This window comes from Calditrichota bacterium (assembly GCA_020637445.1).
Classification (GTDB): Bacteria; Electryoneota; RPQS01; order RPQS01; family RPQS01; genus JABWCQ01.
Map to the genome: position 1 here is coordinate 285,342 of JACJVZ010000003.1, position 15,775 is coordinate 301,116.

The following is a 15,775-nucleotide window of genomic DNA, read 5'->3' on the forward strand; positions in this document are numbered from 1 at the left end:
TTCGGAATCCTCAAACTGTCTTTGAAAAAACAACGTTGGCCTGTTCGCCGAGATAGCGGTCGAAGGGCATGGCAAGATTACGAACGAACAGTTGTCCGAGCGGCGTGACACGGTAACCGGTCTCAGTTTTCGTTACCAATCCCCGCGCTTCAAACGATCCAATTTGCTGCATGGCATTTTGCATTCTCAGGACGAAATCTTCTCCGAGCGCATAACTATTTTCGGGCAGCGCAACGTCGAGATTGCACATCAGATGGTTGATGATCTGCTTGGTAGCACGGTCGTCGGACGAGAGCTCGTGACCGCGCTCAAGCGGGAGCTTACCGTCTTCGATAACGGTCGCGTAGGCTTCTGGCAGCGGAATATTTTGTGCAAACAAGTCCGTAAACTCGCTGATGCCTGAGCATCCCAAACCCAACAACTCGAGTCCGCGCGTCGTAGTGTAGCCCATGAAGTTTCTCCACAGGCGGCCTTGACTCTGCGCAACGGATAGATCGTCGTCCGGCAGCGCAAAGTGGTCCATGCCGATGGCGGCATATCCCGTTTCTCCGAAAATGCGGTTCGCGTCGAGCAGCATCCCCAAACGATCGCGCGAAGACGGAAGCACGTCTTCGTTGATAGCACGTTGATGTTTCATCCGCGCGGGCAAATGCGCATAACCAAAACACGCGAGCCTGTCGGGGCGCAGGGTAGCGATTGAAGCGACAGTTTCGCGCCACGTGTCACGCGTTTGGCGCGGCAGGCCGTAAATCAAGTCGATGTTGACGCTCTGAAAACCGCGCACGCGGGCGCGTTCTATGAACTCGCTGATCTCTTGGAATGTATATTCACGACGAACGGCTGCTTGAACGTCGGCGTTCAAGTCTTGAAGTCCGGCGGAGATTCTCGTGAATCCGCGTTCGGCAAGCAAGTCTAAGTGTTCGTCTGTGGTAACACGCGGATCCACTTCAATTGAGCGGTCGAAATTCTCCGCACCGGGAATTTTCTCAATCACGAGATCGAGAACCTGCGCGAGCCTCTTTGTGGGAACGTAGGTCGGAGTTCCTCCGCCGAGATGCAATTGACTGTGTTTTACCGGAAACTTAAACTCACTCGTGACCCGGCGAATTTCCGTTTCAAGCGCGTCCATGTAGCGGTGCATGCGCGCGTCGTCGTGCGTGATGTGCGCGTTACAGCCGCAATAGAGGCAGCGTTGACGGCAAAACGGAAGATGCAGATAAACCGCAATAGCCTTTTCGTCTTGCCCAAGCCGTCCCAACGTATTGACGAAGGCGTCGCGGTTAAGCGGCGCTTTCCACACGGGAACGGTCGGATAGCTCGTGTAACGCGGACCGCGGATGTCAAGCTCTTCGATAAGTGAAAAGATTTGCTCTTCAGGAATATCTCTCCAATCAGTCTGAATCATTTCTTCCCTCCGCGAATTTCATCCAAGAGGATTTCCACATTTTGGATCGGCGTGTCCGGCAGAATGCCGTGACCGAGGTTGAAGATGTGGCCGCGTTGACCGGCTTCGACCAGGATTTCACGCGTACGCCTGCGAATGGTCTGTTCGTCAGTCAAGAGCAGTACCGGGTCGAGATTCCCTTGCAGGGCGACGTCGTGACCAAAACGTTTGCGAGCCGTTGAAAAGTTCATGCGCCAATCAAGACCGTACACGGACGCGCCGACGTTCGAGGCGGACTCCAGATGCATTCCGTTCAGAACAAAGTACGTGAGCGGCACGTCAAGCTCCCGCAGTGCACTGAAAATTCTCTGCAGCACGGGCAGATTGACACGGCGGTATTCTTCATCGGTCAGAATGCCGCCCCATGTATCAAACAGTTGAATCGCGTCCGCGCCGTATTCAATCATGGCCCGCATGTAGTCCACAGTCATCGCGGCAATGTTGTCGAGCAGCAGTTCAAACGTCTTCGGATCGGCATATATCATGTTCTTTGTGCGGCGGAACGGATCGGGCTTTCCGCCTTCAATCATGTAGCACGCCAGTGTAAACGGAGCACCCGCGAACCCGATCAGAGCTTTGTCGTCCGCAAGTTCGGAGCGGATCATTTTGACGGCGTTCAAAACTTCGGTCAACTCTTCGCGCGGATCGAAGTTGCGCATGTTTTCCACGTCACGGCGCTCGCGGACAGGACGATCGATAACGGGACCGTGTCCTTTGTCGAAATGCAGTCCGTTGCCGAAGGGAATGGCAGGAATGAGAATGTCGCTGAACAGTATCGCGGCGTCGAAACCGAAGCGGCGAATCGGCTGCATCGTTACTTCGCACGCGAGTTCGGGTGTCAGGCAAACTTTTACAAAATCGTTATCCGCACGCACGGCCAAATATTCCGGCAAATAGCGGCCAGCCTGACGCATGAGCCACACGGGTGGAACATCCAGCACTTCACCGCGGGCGGCGCGCAGAAATTTCTTGGTTTCGATTTCGAAAGTCGGTTTATGGTGTGTTTGAACGAGCGTATCAAGCATGTGTGTGTCCCCATTCCAGTTCCAACGCTTCGCGCACGGCCCGGGAAATAGCAAGTGAATAGGTGTCCTGAGACATCGAGATGTTTTTGTGTCCGGTTTCGGCCAACGCTTTCTGCGTGCTTGGGCCGATTGCAATCGCCGTAAGATTCCACGGCGCCGGAAATGCTTTGCCGAACGCACGTACTGCGCTCGGCGCATAAAAAACAGCCGCGGCAAAACCTGCGGCTGACTCAAGCTGCTCCCGCAAGACAGTGTCTTCAACAGGAACGGTTTTATAAACAGGAAGGCAGTCGATGTGAAGACCCTCCTGACGAGCAATCTTGGTAAACTCAGTATCGTGCCCGGCCGGAGACGGATAGAGGATTTCCGTTCCGGCGGGCAACGATTTAGAAAGAGTCTGTGCGAGGTGTGTTCCGTCCGCGATTTCGGACACTACGTCGGCGGAGCGGCTGAAGAGTTCGTGAATAACTTCGGCGGTTGCTTTGCCGACCGCGGCGATCTTGATGTTAAGCGGAAGAACGTGAGCCGATGTTTTCAGCGCGCGAAACAAACCCCGCACTCCGTTTGCGCTGGTAAACGCGATCCAGTTGTACTTAAACAGTTGTTTGACGTCAGCCGCGAGAAACTCCGTGTTCGTAACGGGCAGAAATGTGCAATCAACACCGTTCGCGTCAAGTTCGCGGATTAGTTCAGCGCACAATGCCTTGTCACGCAGAATCAGCACTCGGCCTGGCATGACAGATTCAGTTCGTGGTAAAGTTCGTCGGCGAGCTTGTCGGTGTCTGTTCCGCGCACTGTGGCGCGAACCGCTCCGGTGTTCTCACTGAACCAGAATCCTTCGAGCGTCCATTCGCCTTTCTCAAATGATGCGTTCACTCCCAAGGGCAGACCGCATCCGCCGCCGAACAACGCCTGTACCCGGCGTTCCATACGGGTTGCCGCAAACGTCGTTTCATTATGAATGGCTTCCTTAACTAAGGAGATTTTATCGTCATCAGTTCGCATCTGTATCGCCAGCGCGCCTTGTCCGGGAGCCGGAACGAACCGGGAGGGCTCAAGTCGCTCGACCCGAAATTCGCTCATATCAATCCCAAGTCTGCGGACACCTGCGCTGGCCAGAAGAATAGCGTCGTACTCACCGTTATGGAGCTTGGTTAGACGCGTCGGGACATTTCCGCGTAGATCTTTGGTTTTCAGATCCGGCCGCAACGCACGCAGTTGGGCTTCGCGGCGGACTGCGCTGGTGCCAACGACCGCTCCGGGTTTCAAGAAGAAGTCTTCGGCAGGCATCGTCACCGCTTCGCGGCGCATGATCAGCAAATCAGCCACGTCTTCACGAGTGGAAACGGCGGCCAAGGATAGGCCTTGCGGTGATTGCGACGGCATATCCTTATAGGAGTGTACGGCGATGTCCACGCGGCGTTCGAGCAGAGCCTGTTCAAGTTCCTTGGTGAAATAGCCGCTGCCTTCGAGTTCGCGCAGGGGTCGATCTGTGACTCGGTCACCCTGAGTACTAATGACCACCACATCTACAGGGGCGTCGAGCTTTTCTTCGATGAATTTGCGCACCCAATTGGTCTGGGTCTTAGCGAGGGCGCTGCCGCGGGTACCGATAATCATGTCTCAATTGCGTTATTTTGGGTAACTTTTGGTCGCAAAGATACTCAACGGAGCGTGTCTCAGTGTCATGCAATTGTCACAGAAACGTCATGTAGCAAAGTCACAGAAAAACGGCCAAATAATTTAGATAAAAATATCTTATTATCTATGAATCCATTTTTTCTATATTCACAGTGGTTTAGAGGGGCAAAATCTGCCGCATGATACCGAGCGTAACAACTATATCTTAATATGACTTAAGAGGGCAGAATATATCTTGCCTCCTTTTGATTTCGTTTGTGCACTATTGTCACTGACCCTTTATATCGAAATGTGAAATCTTTCGCAAGAGAATTCAAGCGGTTAGCACAGTTTAAGTGATTGAAAAACGTTCTGGTTCAAGTGAACAAGGGGCGTTGCGTTTTCTCGTCCTATATGGTATCTTTGCACCAAGCTTGAGCACGCGGAAGTATGTGTAGAACTTGACTTAAAGGGTAAACTTTCGCGTTTGGGCCAAATCAACCATGAACTGGGCATGCGGGCGGAGAACATCGGCCCGAGATAAGTTCCCACCAAGATTTACGATGAGGATCTGGAGACACGACAGCACAACATACTCTGCCATAGGCGGCTGCATTTTCGCGGCGAGTTTGCTGTTGTCCGGACTTCTTCTTGGTGGAACCGCGTTGGCGCAAGAAGCGGTCATTCAAGAGACGATGCGCTATCCGGCGGGAGACCAGAGCAGCCCACAACCGACCGGGTTGTACGTTGATTGGCACACGGGCGACATTTACGTCGCGGATGCGGCAAACGCTCGGATCGCGATTTACGATTCGCAGCGCCGCTATAACTTTGAATTTTCGACTCGTGACCGTCTCAGCACTCCGCAGCAGGTTGCCGTGGATTCGCAGGGGCGGATTTTTGTTTTGGGAGACACACGCAAGCACACCCTTTCCGTTTTTGACTACAACGGCGACTTTTTGAACTATTTGGATTTGCCGTATGAGACAAACGGAGCCGGCCCGATGGGAATCGCATTGGACGATTCCGACCAGCTTTACATGTTGACGGCCGAACCGGCCCATATATATGTATACACGACGTCCGGCGAAGCGGTGCGCGATTTTCCGATTTTACAGGAGGCGGACGACGAGACTCAAGCGACGCCTGTGATGAGTGGTTTTGCGGTGATGGCCAACGAGATGATCGTGACTTTGCCCATCATCGGCCAGATTGCCCGGATCGATTTCGACGGTAAGTTAATTCGCATATTCGGTTATCCCGGCGGCGGCCAGACGGAATTGAGTTTTCCGGTGGCGTGCTGCAAGACAAATACGGGAGAATATGTGATTCTCGACAAGCACCGCCACTTGCTGCAGTATTACAGTGCGGACGGTCAATACTTGCGCGAGATCGGCTACCCCGGACTTGATGAAGGGTATTTCTTTCACCCCTCGAGCTTAGCTTGCTGTTTGGACGGCACACTTGTCGTCGGCCAAATCTACAACAATCGGATACAGTCGGTTGTGTTCAGGAACGAGCCTGTCGTAAGCGGCGGGTCATGAGTTTACGATGAATGCACCACTTTTAACATATGCCCCTTTTATTTAAAGAGAAATTTGTAACCCATCTCCAGAAGAGATGACTATCTGTACCTTAAGGAGGTCTCTAATGAGACGGTCGATGTTTTTGATCCTGACGTTTGCGGCTCTGTTTGTGCTGCAAGTATCTAACGCACTTGCTTTCCATGATGAAGGCGTTGCGTACTGCTCGGGCTGCCACACCATGCACAATACGGATGGCAATGGCAACTTGATCGATCCGACGGGCCAAGGTTACCAGTATTTGCTGAAGCAAGCGAATGCGACGGATCTTTGCTTGTCCTGCCACGCTACCAGCCGCGGCGCGGTTTGGGGTAGCGATCCTATGGCCCCGCCGGCCGAACGCGGCCCGGGTAACTTTGCCTTCTTGCTGGAAGACAACATCAACGACGGCCACAATGGCGGTTCCAATCCGATTCCGGGTTGGCGCGCTGGCCACACTGTCATTTCGCCGAGCCGCGGCACGGTGGTTGACGGTTTGAATCCGGTTGCTCCGGGCGGTACCTATCCGGCGTCTGCGCTGGGCTGCACGAGCTGCCACGACCCGCACGGCAACATGAACTATCGTCTGCTCTACGGCGCTGGCGACCATGTCGTGTCCGGTAACTACAACTTTACGCAAGCTGCCCCGATCGCTGAAGGTCTCCCGTTCTCCGGTACCGGTTCGACGGAAGCCCCGAACAATCACATTGCGTACAACAGCGGCATGAGCGCTTGGTGCTCGAACTGCCACGGCAACTTCCACAACAATCAAGATCAATATCGTCACCCCAGCGGCGTCACGATGAGCTCTGTGATTCAGAACGTCTATGACACCTACAATGGCACGATTGATCAACACGGTGGTGCGCATGCGACGGCGTACTTGACGCTCACTCCGTTTGAAGATCCTGAAATGACCGTGGACTGGACTGCCGGTCCGGATGGAAACAGCCGCGTGAGCTGTATTACTTGCCACCGCGCACACGCCACCAGCGGCCAGAATTCCGGCCGTTGGGACTTCAACATTCCGTTCTATGAAGAAGACGGTGTTGAATCCGGTTCGTACGTTATGCCGCAGCCCGGCAACTACGGCGATCCGAACCAACGTTCGCTGTGCAACAAGTGCCACAACAAGGACGTGAACGACGCGATGCCGTTCTAAGATGGATTGACTTGGGATGAGGGCGGCACATGCCGCCCTCATCCGCAGGTTTCCGTCTTAAGTTAGTTCCCCGTACGCGACTCCCCGGTGTTGTTTCTCCCCAGTTCTGGCCGGGGAGTCGCGGTTCTTTTTCGAACGTAGATCTTTGTTTAGTCGTTTTATCTTAGGCCCCCTTATTGGCCATGTCGCAGGTGTTGCGCAGGACCGATTGCAAGACTATATTCTTGCTGACCCGGTCCTTCTTTTTGCTCCGTCATGTGACAGATAAATGCTTACAAATCGCAACTATTCTTGATTATATTCAATAGCTCTTATGCGAGCGCCATCCCGACATAGCGGCCGCGTGCTTTTCTGCCTAATTACTGTTATCTTGCTGAGTTGCCAGAGCACCGTTTTGGCCGACTGGGGAGGCACGATCACAGGAACTGCGGCGAGCACTGAGTCTGACGGGGTGAATTCGGCGTCCTACGACCAGCAGTATACTCTTTACAATTCGGGCCGGCCCACGCCGACGGTTCGCTATTCGCTGAGCGGACTCTTCAGGCATTTTCAGACTCGTACGGGATCCGGCCCATATTCATGGCTTACCGAGGCCCGTCCGACCGGTGCGATGGATTGGCATACGCCGCTTCTTGATTTTCGCGGCGACGCCTCATACCGGGCAGATCGCGACGAACTGGGTTCGACTAAGCTGACTGGCGGCGCGGCATCGGTTCGCGCGCAGACAAATTTGCTCAATTTTCCGATTCTTTACGGAGTGTCAAGTTGGGCCAAGAACGTCAACGATCTCGAGCTCATTGGCTACGACACACGCACGCGCACCTTGTCCGCGGGCGGAACGTACAGCACGAACAGGGTTTTCGCAAACTACGAGTACTCCGATTTGCTGACGCGCAACGTGATAACGGGCATTGACCGAACGACGCGCAGTCATACCGGGAATTTGGAATTGAACCGGTCGTTTGTCAAAAACCTGGTCAACTTCCAGACCAACTATCAGATTTCGTCTCGCACCGAATCAGATAACTCGCAGATAACCGGCGAAGTACTGCGCACGCTTCAGGCGTCAGCCGGACTTTATCTCGCCGATCCGTCGCCGGATTTTGACGTTCTCGAGAGCACACCTGCTCTGATTGACGGTTTGGTCGGAATTCCCGCGGGTCCAGATTTTGATCTGGTCAACGGGACGACGCACAATTTTGGTTTGGATTTCGGTGTGCCGTTGCTTGTAGACCATTTGCATCTGTACGTGGACACGTTAAGCACGGTGCAGTTTACGTGGACGATTTGGATCAGCTCGGACAATTTGAATTGGACGCCGATTGGCTCAAACCTCGCGGCACCCTTTAATTCGCTGTTCATGCGATACGAGTTTGCCTTCGAGCAAGTGCAAACGCGGTACATTAAGGTTTCGGTGTCGCCGCAGCTTCTGAACACTCCGATTGAAGTCACCGAGCTGCGCGGTTTGATTGCGGGCACGGGCGACAGGTCCAACAGGGAATACACGGATCAGCGCGGTTCAGCGAGGATCCAAATTCAGCCATCGAAGTGGCTCAGCCTTGACGCCGCGGGGGACGCTCTCCGCCAAGGCGCATCGCTGACTTCCTTGGCGCGCGAAGAAGACGGACTTCAAACGTCGCTTCGGTTTCATCCCGCTCGGCTGGTGGATTTTTCGACGCGGTACCAGTGGAACCGCACGAATTACACGGATTCGGATCAAGAAGAAGGCAACACGTCATCCGCCAACACGATTTTGCGGTCGCAATGGAGCCGCGCAGTCAGCACGGCGGTGAGCGTGGATCGCGGCGAAGAGAAGACGGCCAACATCCTTGTTCGCCGGAGCGAAGCATCGAGATTGGAGCTACGCGCGCTGCTTTTGCCGTTCCTGCGCTACGCGACGCAATTCAATTACTCCGAAGACGAACGGTTTGACAGCCCGGACAAGATTTTTTCGCGGACGTTTTCGAATTCGTTCGAAGGTGATCCGACAAACCGTTCGCAGATCAGCATCACCCATCGATATGAGACGCGCACGGCGCGCGTTTCCGCGGTTTTGAAGTACAGAGTATCGCTTTCGGGGCGGCTGTTGTACCGTTTGACGGACACGGTAAACCTGACAGGAAGCGCGACGACGTCCACGGATCCCCGGCGCGATGACCGTACCTACGACGGCATTTTGTCGTGGACGCCGACTTACAAGTTTTCAATCGGCGGAGCCGTGAACAGAATCGAAGGCACGAGCACGGCGGCATCGAATCAATATTCCATACAGACCATTTATCACTGGTCTGTCCGTACGGATGTAACAGCATCCTATTCGTTCAATGAGCGCGAAAACGACATGTCGACCTCTTCGGCCCGGCTTTCGTTCGCGACGCGGTTTTAGTATTTATTCAACCGTTGCCAGTTATGAAATCACTTAAATATGCTCTAACGCTCGGACTTATTTGGCTGTTGGCAGGATGCGCGGCACGGCGCTCGACTGTTTTCATTCACCCGGAATATGATTTCGGAGCGATTGAGCGCGTGGCAGTAGTCAACTTTGAAAATCTTTCCGCTGATCAGGGCGTTGCGGGCTACGCGACGCGGCTGTTTCTGACCGAACTCTTGGCGGCTCAGGTATTCGACGTGGTCGAGCCGGGGGAAACGGCGCGCGTGTTGCGGAATATCGGTCAATCTCGCGGCGGCGAACTTGATTTAGCCGGATTGAAGACGATGTCCGACTCGCTCGGAGTTCAGGCTGTGATTTTTGGGTCGGTGGGAGAAGCCGGACAGATAGCCGGACGCGGAACTCAATCAAGTGTCGTAAGTTTGAATGCGCGTATGGTTGATTGCGAGACGGGTCACACGGTTTGGTCGTCGGCAGTCAGTATCGGCGGGCCGGGGACTTTTTCCCGGATGATGGGAGTGGGCGAAGTGACGCGCAGCGAAGCCGTACAGCGCGCCGTGCGCAAATTGATAAAGAGCCTGATTAGCTGATGTACCGCTCACGCGTGACGGCGTTGGGTTTCGCGCTGCTTTTGGCGTGGACTCAGGCGGGCGCTCAACTGCGAGTCGCTCTTCTGCCGTTTTACAATGCATCTGCCGCTGAAACGGCGCGGGAGATTTTTGACGAATCTGCCCGGCACATTCTCGAACGGCGCGGCATAGTATCTGTAGACGCGGATTCGGTGAACGCAGTTCTGCGGTCACTGCGCATCAGGAACACTGCAACTCCTGTAAAAGAAGATTTGCGCGCGCTGGCCGATTCGTTGGACGTTTCGTTCGTGCTTCTGGGAACGATTCACAGATTCACGCTCGACAGCACTTTTTCGGAAGCGTCGCTTTGCGCGCGGCTGATTGACGTCTCTTCCATGCGCATGATTTGGAACGACTGCGCGGTCGTCGCAGGAGGCGGTGGACATGCACTGGTGTCAAGTCCCGTGCATCGCAAAGCAGGCAAGCTCGCGAAATCCGCCGCGAAGAAGCTCTTTTCCTCGATCAAGACCAACAGGCCGGAACAACGCTATCATATTGACGAGCTCGTGGTATCACACCAGTCAAAAAAGCAGCGCGTGGCCTGCACGACCGTTGCCGTGATACCACCCTTGGACGAAGCGGAAGCCTCATTTTCAGGGGATATGATCGGCGACTTTTTGGTGGAGTCATTGATGAAGCGCGGATTTAATGTGGTAGATCCCGGCCAAGTTCGCGAAGTGATGCTGCAAAGCGAAGATCTTCGCCACGGCCAGTCCGTACGCGCGGTCAGCAGTGCGCTGGCAGAGAATCTCGGCGTGGATCTGGTGGTCACGGGCACGGTCAGCGAGTTGACGACGGAGCGTCACGTCAGTTTGGGGGCGAATCCGGAAGCGGGGTTTGAGTTGCGCATGATCGATCCCGCCACCGACGTCGTGGTATGGGCGGAGTATTTTCGCCGCAGCGGCAAGACCGGATCGGGCTTTTTCGGCGTCGGCGCTATCCACAGTCCGGCGAAATTGGTACGCAATATGGTTGACGGAGCGGTCTCCGACTTGCGAGTGATCCGCCGCAAGAATTCAATTACAGCACAATAATTAAACGTATGACGAAGATATTTTCGCTGGTTCTTTCGCTGTTTGTCACTCTGACGACGGCATTCGCAAGTGAATCCGTCGTGATCGCCACGGTAAACGGCGACGAGATTACGACGGACATGATGGCCAATGAACTGGCGCACATCCACTCGACTCAAAGCGAGCAAGTGCATCGCTCGGATTTCAGCGTGGACCGGCTCCTGCAGAGAATGATCAACGACCGTCTGTTGATTCAGGACGCGTACGACCTCGGCATCAACGAAGAAAAAGACGTCGTGGACGCAGTCCATTGGTTTCGCGAGACGTCGGCCTACCAAATGCTGCTCGACGACATCGCCCCAAAGGACATTACCGTTTCCGACGAAGAGCTTCTCGCCGCATTTGAAAAATACTACCGCCGCGCGATGCTCCGCATGATTTGCGTGTTGGACTCGTCTTTGTCGTGTGCGATCGCCGACAGCATTCACGAAGGCGTTTCAATGGCGTCGCTGTCGAGACGGTATGCGATTGACCGTTTCAAGGACTTGGGCGGCGACGCCGGAGTCACTGCTCTGTACGATATTCCCGAAGACCTCGCGAGCAAGCTCGAGGCGACACCGCAAGGCGAATTGGTCGGCCCGATGTTCCTGTGGGACACGTGGACGGTCGTTCGCGCGGAAGGATTTCTCCCCCCCGACGAAGCGATCTACGACAGCGTGAAGACTATTTTGCGTCGGCAGATTTTGATTGACAAAGGCGCTCAAATCCGTCGCGCGTTGATTGCCCGCGAAGGCGCGGATATACCGGTGTGGGTGGATTCGGCGGCCGTAGATGAGATTCCTTATCTCGCGTTGTCCGGCAAAGACCCGAAGGCCGTTCCCGTAATGCGGGTCGGCAAGAGCCGCGAGCTCTTGGCGACGGATCTGAAGAACAAATTCATCCACCGCACAGTGGGTCAAGCGACCCGCGAAAAACATGAAGCGGTTTGGGAAGTCGTCGATGAGCAATATCAAGTAATGATGCTCAAAGAGATCGCGAAGAAGAAATCGTACGTTGACGATCCGCGGTTGGACAAAGATGCCGGCGCGTTTCGCGATTCCATGATGCTCGTGACGTATCTTCGTTCCGTGATCGCACCGACGATCAAGATCAGGGACGAAGAAATCAAGCAGTATTATGATTCACATCCGGACGATTTCTACGGAACGGGTCGCGTCCGTGTGGGAATTTTGACGCGGGAGACACTCGGCGAGGCACAAGGGGATTATGAAAAACTTCTTGCGGGAGCCGATTTTTCGTGGATGGCAAAACAATTTTCGACGGATGAATTCAAGGATCGCGGCGGACTGCGTGACTGGATAAAGACCAGCCAATTCCCGCGCGACATCGCCGCACAGCTTGACACCTTGGCCATTGGCGGCTATCTTCCTCCGATGTCCGGCGACCAAGGTTTCGTGGTGATCAAACTTGTGGACCGCGAACCGGGAGAACGCATGACGCTCGACGAAGTGCGGGCCGGAATTCGTTCACGGTTGGAGTCTCAGAAACAATATGCGGCGATAGACGCAACCGTCAGCGAGTTGCGCGTCGACTCAGACATAAAAATCAACGAAGACGCCTTGCATTTGCTCCAAGTCTCGGGCCCGCAGGGTAAATAATCAAGAAGTCATAGACGTTACTTGGACGAGGAGCAGTTTCTCCTCAAGAGTATAATGCTACATCGAATCGTACTACTGATCGTATTCGCAACTTTGGGACTTTTCGCGCTGGATACTCACTCCGGTGCACAGGCTCAAGTGAAACGCGGATCCCGTTTCAGCAAACAAAAAGACTGCCTCGAGTGCCACGACGCGAAAGACTACCGCGGTAAATTTGCACACGAACCGGCGGAAAAAGGGGATTGCGCTGCGTGTCACTTGCCGCACGGCAAGGTTGGGGCGCTGCGACTTAAAGACACGGGCACTGCGCTTTGTACGTCGTGCCACAGCGCGGATTCGCTGCATTTGAACGCGGAATTCGTACACGATCCGGCGCGCTCGGGCAAGTGCCTCGATTGCCATGATCCGCATCGCGGACAAGCGAAAGGATTGCTGAAGGCGGAGATTCCCGGATTGTGTATCGAATGCCACGACGCGAAGCAATTCGAAGGCACGCACAAACATAAGCCGATGACCGACGGCTGCACAGCATGCCATGACATGCACGGCAGTGACCACGGAAATCTTCTCGTGCAGGAACCGGCGCAGCTTTGCGCGAGCTGTCACGCGAAGGCTGACGCCACGTTCGCCAAACAGCACGCGGGTTATCCGGTCGGCGGCAAAGACTGCGCGCAATGCCACGTGCCGCACTCGTCCGAAGTAAAGGCTTTGCTTCCGTCGACGGTGCATGCGGCGATGGAAGGTCCCTCCTGCTCAGATTGTCATAACGCTCCCGGCGACGCAAATCCCTTTTCGTTGGTCGGCAGCGAGCGCGAAGTCTGCATGGGCTGTCACGATCCGATCGAAAAGTATGGTGACAAAACACATGATCCCGTGCAAAGCGAGAATTGCACGGAATGCCACAATCCGCACGCCACTCCGCGCAAGAGCCTGCTGAAAGCCGGCGACGCGCAAGTTTGCGGCGAATGCCACTCGGCGGAACTCGATAAGACGAATCTCGCTCACGGGCACGCCGCAGCCAAAGACGCTTGCACGACCTGCCACGACGGGCACGGCAACATGGACGACGCGCTTTTGAAAACCAAAGGCAACGATCAGTGTTTGCAATGTCACGACAATATCGCTGAGGCGCTCAACCAGCCGGTGACGCACGCGGCGATGAAACTCGGGAAGTGCTGGAGTTGTCACGATCCGCACGGCACGAATGCCGACAAACTTCTGAGCCAGCCGGAAGGCGACTTGTGTCTGAAGTGTCACGACAAGTTGACGCCGGACTTTGCCAAGCGCGTCGTGCACCAACCGTTCCGCCGCGGAGACTGCGGAGGCTGTCACGACGTACACGGCGGCAGCAACGATCATTTGCTTTCGGCAACGGACAATTCGCTGTGTCAGAAATGCCACGAGGTTACGATGAAGATCGCCGACGGCAACACAGTGCATCCTCCGTTCGAAGACGGAGCCTGTTTTGATTGCCATGCTCCACATGCTAGCAATCACAACGGACTGCTAAATGCTTCAACGGCGTCGACGTGCACCGAGTGCCACAGCGAAATAGCCGACGAAATCAAGCTGGCAAAATCCGTTCACCAGCCGGTTGCTGACGGACAATGTACGGCCTGCCACAGTCCGCACCAAAGCGCCAACCGCGCTCTGCTGCTTGCCAACGCCGGACAGCTTTGCATCACGTGCCATGCGGATATCGAAACGGCGCGCAACTCCACGTTCCCGCATCCTCCGGCGAATGCGGGAGAGTGTTTGAACTGCCACAATCCGCACACGAGCAAGAACAAGGGTCTTCTGACGGAATCGATGCCGACCCTTTGTTTGGATTGCCACGTTACGGATACTCCGGAATTCCGGGCGTCGCATTTGGATCAAAACGGAACCAATCTAAATTGCGGAATGTGTCACGACGCTCACGGCTCGAACGTCGAGCATATGTTGATGAACGTCCAGCACGCACCGTTTGAAGATAACGATTGTTCAGCCTGCCACACGGCGGGAGCGGAAGGAGGCAACCGATGAAACGGACCATGTTCTTACTTTGCGTGGTCGCAGTGCTGCTGAACGTACGCGGCCTCTTTTCGCAACAGTTGCCGAAAGTAGATCAGCGCAAAGCCTGTCTTGAATGTCATGACGATATTTCCGATGAGTTGAAACTACAGGACGTACACGGCCCGGTCGAAGACGGCGAGTGCAGCGCATGCCACAATCCTCACGCCGCACGGCACGAGAATTTGCTGGTGGACGCTGAAGGAACACTTTGCGCAAGCTGCCATGACGAAGCACACGATTGGCGCCGCAGATCGAACCAGCACAAACCCGTTGAAGACGGAGAATGCACACGCTGCCACAGACCTCACGCTTCGGAGAACAACGACTTGCTGGTTGCTTCAAGCCGCGACCTGTGCGCCACGTGCCACACTGAAGTTCGCGATTGGATGGGAAAGAACACGACGCACGCACCGATGCGCGTAGGCCAGTGTTATAAATGCCACGACGTGCACGGCAGCGACCGTCCGAATCTGTTGACGAAAGACGCGTCAGATTTGTGTATCACGTGTCACGGGAATCTACAGAAATTGCGCGAACGCCACGTCGGTTTTGATCCGGTCGGAAAGAACTGCGCGGCCTGTCATGATCCGCACGCGAGCGACTCGCCGTCCTTGGTGATGAGCAACAAGCACGTGCCGTTTGAAGATCACGACTGTTCGGCGTGCCACGGACAAGCAAAACCGGACGGAAGCTATCCGCTCAAAGCGGCCGTTCAAACGGTATGCAGCGAATGTCACGACGACGAAGCTAAGCACTTCGCGAAGTTTATGCCTCACGGCGCGGATGACCAGAATTCATGTGAGATGTGTCACAACGGTCACGCGTCCGATCAAAATTCTCTATTGCTTTCCAGTCAGAAGAATCTGTGCGTGAAATGCCACGATCCGTCGCACGGAGTTGAAACGGTCGGCAACAATCCGCACACGAAATACGCTTGCACGAAATGTCACGATCCGCACGGCAGCGCCAACGCCGGTTATTTGACCAAGCCGCCACTTGAGCTTTGCGTCGAATGTCACCAGCATGAGCACCGCAGTGCGCACCCGATTGGTGACAAATTTACCGACCCGATTACGGGCGGCCCGCTCGGCTGCACGAGTTGCCATGATTTGCATTCGTGGGAAGGCGAGCCGTTGTTGGTCGCGTCCGGCGACCGCGATTTGTGCGTGCGCTGTCACCGCGACAAATAACCGAACTATTTAAAAGAGAAAAGCCCGG

The 15,775-nt window shown here is 54.9% G+C and carries 12 protein-coding genes; 8 read left to right on the plus strand and 4 right to left on the minus strand.

Translation table 11 applies throughout. From position 1 onward, the window contains the following. Positions 1-10: 10 nt before the first annotated feature. The 4 genes from hemN to hemC are packed head-to-tail and all read right to left on the minus strand — an operon-like array spanning position 11 to position 4,089. Positions 11-1,405 carry an oxygen-independent coproporphyrinogen III oxidase gene (gene hemN, locus H6507_12065; GenBank protein ID MCB9369837.1) on the minus strand — a complete coding sequence of 465 codons (1,395 nt, stop codon included), beginning with the start codon at positions 1,403-1,405 and terminating at the stop codon, positions 11-13. Next, positions 1,402-2,469, minus strand: a complete 1,068-nt coding sequence (gene hemE / locus H6507_12070; GenBank protein ID MCB9369838.1) for a uroporphyrinogen decarboxylase — start codon at positions 2,467-2,469, stop codon at positions 1,402-1,404. The genes hemN and hemE overlap by 4 nt, the downstream gene beginning before the upstream one ends. After that, on the minus strand, positions 2,462-3,205 hold the full coding sequence (locus H6507_12075; protein MCB9369839.1) for a uroporphyrinogen-III synthase: 744 nt from the start codon (positions 3,203-3,205) through the stop codon (positions 2,462-2,464). The genes hemE and H6507_12075 overlap by 8 nt, the downstream gene beginning before the upstream one ends. After that, positions 3,187-4,089 (minus strand): hydroxymethylbilane synthase, encoded by a 903-nt coding sequence (hemC, locus tag H6507_12080; protein MCB9369840.1) that lies wholly within the window; start codon positions 4,087-4,089, stop codon positions 3,187-3,189. Before hemC ends, H6507_12075 begins: the two co-directional genes overlap by 19 nt. A gap of 563 nt (positions 4,090-4,652) precedes the next feature. On the opposite strand from hemC, the gene H6507_12085 reads away from it, so the two are divergent. From H6507_12085 to H6507_12120, 8 genes are all read left to right on the plus strand, one after another. After that, positions 4,653-5,633 carry an NHL repeat-containing protein gene (locus tag H6507_12085; protein MCB9369841.1) on the plus strand — a complete coding sequence of 327 codons (981 nt, stop codon included), beginning with the start codon at positions 4,653-4,655 and terminating at the stop codon, positions 5,631-5,633. A gap of 106 nt (positions 5,634-5,739) precedes the next feature. Next, positions 5,740-6,813, plus strand: coding sequence for a hypothetical protein (locus tag H6507_12090; protein ID MCB9369842.1), 1,074 nt, complete (start codon positions 5,740-5,742; stop codon positions 6,811-6,813). A gap of 394 nt (positions 6,814-7,207) precedes the next feature. Beyond that, positions 7,208-9,199, plus strand: coding sequence for a hypothetical protein (locus H6507_12095; GenBank protein MCB9369843.1), 1,992 nt, complete (start codon positions 7,208-7,210; stop codon positions 9,197-9,199). A 23-nt stretch (positions 9,200-9,222) separates the two neighbouring features. Next, the gene (locus tag H6507_12100; GenBank protein ID MCB9369844.1) at positions 9,223-9,792 is read left to right on the plus strand and encodes a hypothetical protein; all 570 of its coding nucleotides are present in this window, start codon (positions 9,223-9,225) and stop codon (positions 9,790-9,792) included. After that, entirely contained in the window at positions 9,792-10,865 is a 1,074-nt protein-coding gene (locus H6507_12105) for a hypothetical protein (GenBank protein MCB9369845.1), read from the plus strand. The genes H6507_12100 and H6507_12105 overlap by 1 nt, the downstream gene beginning before the upstream one ends. 8 nt (positions 10,866-10,873) lie before the next feature. Next, on the plus strand, positions 10,874-12,502 hold the full coding sequence (locus H6507_12110; GenBank protein ID MCB9369846.1) for a peptidyl-prolyl cis-trans isomerase: 1,629 nt from the start codon (positions 10,874-10,876) through the stop codon (positions 12,500-12,502). A 54-nt stretch (positions 12,503-12,556) separates the two neighbouring features. Then, on the plus strand, positions 12,557-14,527 hold the full coding sequence (locus H6507_12115; protein MCB9369847.1) for a cytochrome c3 family protein: 1,971 nt from the start codon (positions 12,557-12,559) through the stop codon (positions 14,525-14,527). Further along, positions 14,524-15,747, plus strand: a complete 1,224-nt coding sequence (locus H6507_12120) for a cytochrome c3 family protein (protein ID MCB9369848.1) — start codon at positions 14,524-14,526, stop codon at positions 15,745-15,747. The genes H6507_12115 and H6507_12120 overlap by 4 nt, the downstream gene beginning before the upstream one ends. Positions 15,748-15,775 lie beyond the last annotated feature (28 nt).

Bases quoted from the DNA above. Each gene is read 5' to 3' on its own strand.
- hemN (MCB9369837.1), bottom strand. From the start codon at position 1,405: ATGATTCAGACTGATTGGAGAGATATTCCTGAAGAGCAAATCTTTTCA.
- hemE (MCB9369838.1), bottom strand. From the start codon at position 2,469: ATGCTTGATACGCTCGTTCAAACACACCATAAACCGACTTTCGAAATC.
- H6507_12075 (MCB9369839.1), bottom strand. From the start codon at position 3,205: ATGCCAGGCCGAGTGCTGATTCTGCGTGACAAGGCATTGTGCGCTGAA.
- hemC (MCB9369840.1), bottom strand. From the start codon at position 4,089: ATGATTATCGGTACCCGCGGCAGCGCCCTCGCTAAGACCCAGACCAAT.
- H6507_12085 (MCB9369841.1), top strand. From the start codon at position 4,653: ATGAGGATCTGGAGACACGACAGCACAACATACTCTGCCATAGGCGGC.
- H6507_12090 (MCB9369842.1), top strand. From the start codon at position 5,740: ATGAGACGGTCGATGTTTTTGATCCTGACGTTTGCGGCTCTGTTTGTG.
- H6507_12100 (MCB9369844.1), top strand. From the start codon at position 9,223: ATGAAATCACTTAAATATGCTCTAACGCTCGGACTTATTTGGCTGTTG.
- H6507_12105 (MCB9369845.1), top strand. From the start codon at position 9,792: ATGTACCGCTCACGCGTGACGGCGTTGGGTTTCGCGCTGCTTTTGGCG.
- H6507_12110 (MCB9369846.1), top strand. From the start codon at position 10,874: ATGACGAAGATATTTTCGCTGGTTCTTTCGCTGTTTGTCACTCTGACG.
- H6507_12115 (MCB9369847.1), top strand. From the start codon at position 12,557: ATGCTACATCGAATCGTACTACTGATCGTATTCGCAACTTTGGGACTT.
- H6507_12120 (MCB9369848.1), top strand. From the start codon at position 14,524: ATGAAACGGACCATGTTCTTACTTTGCGTGGTCGCAGTGCTGCTGAAC.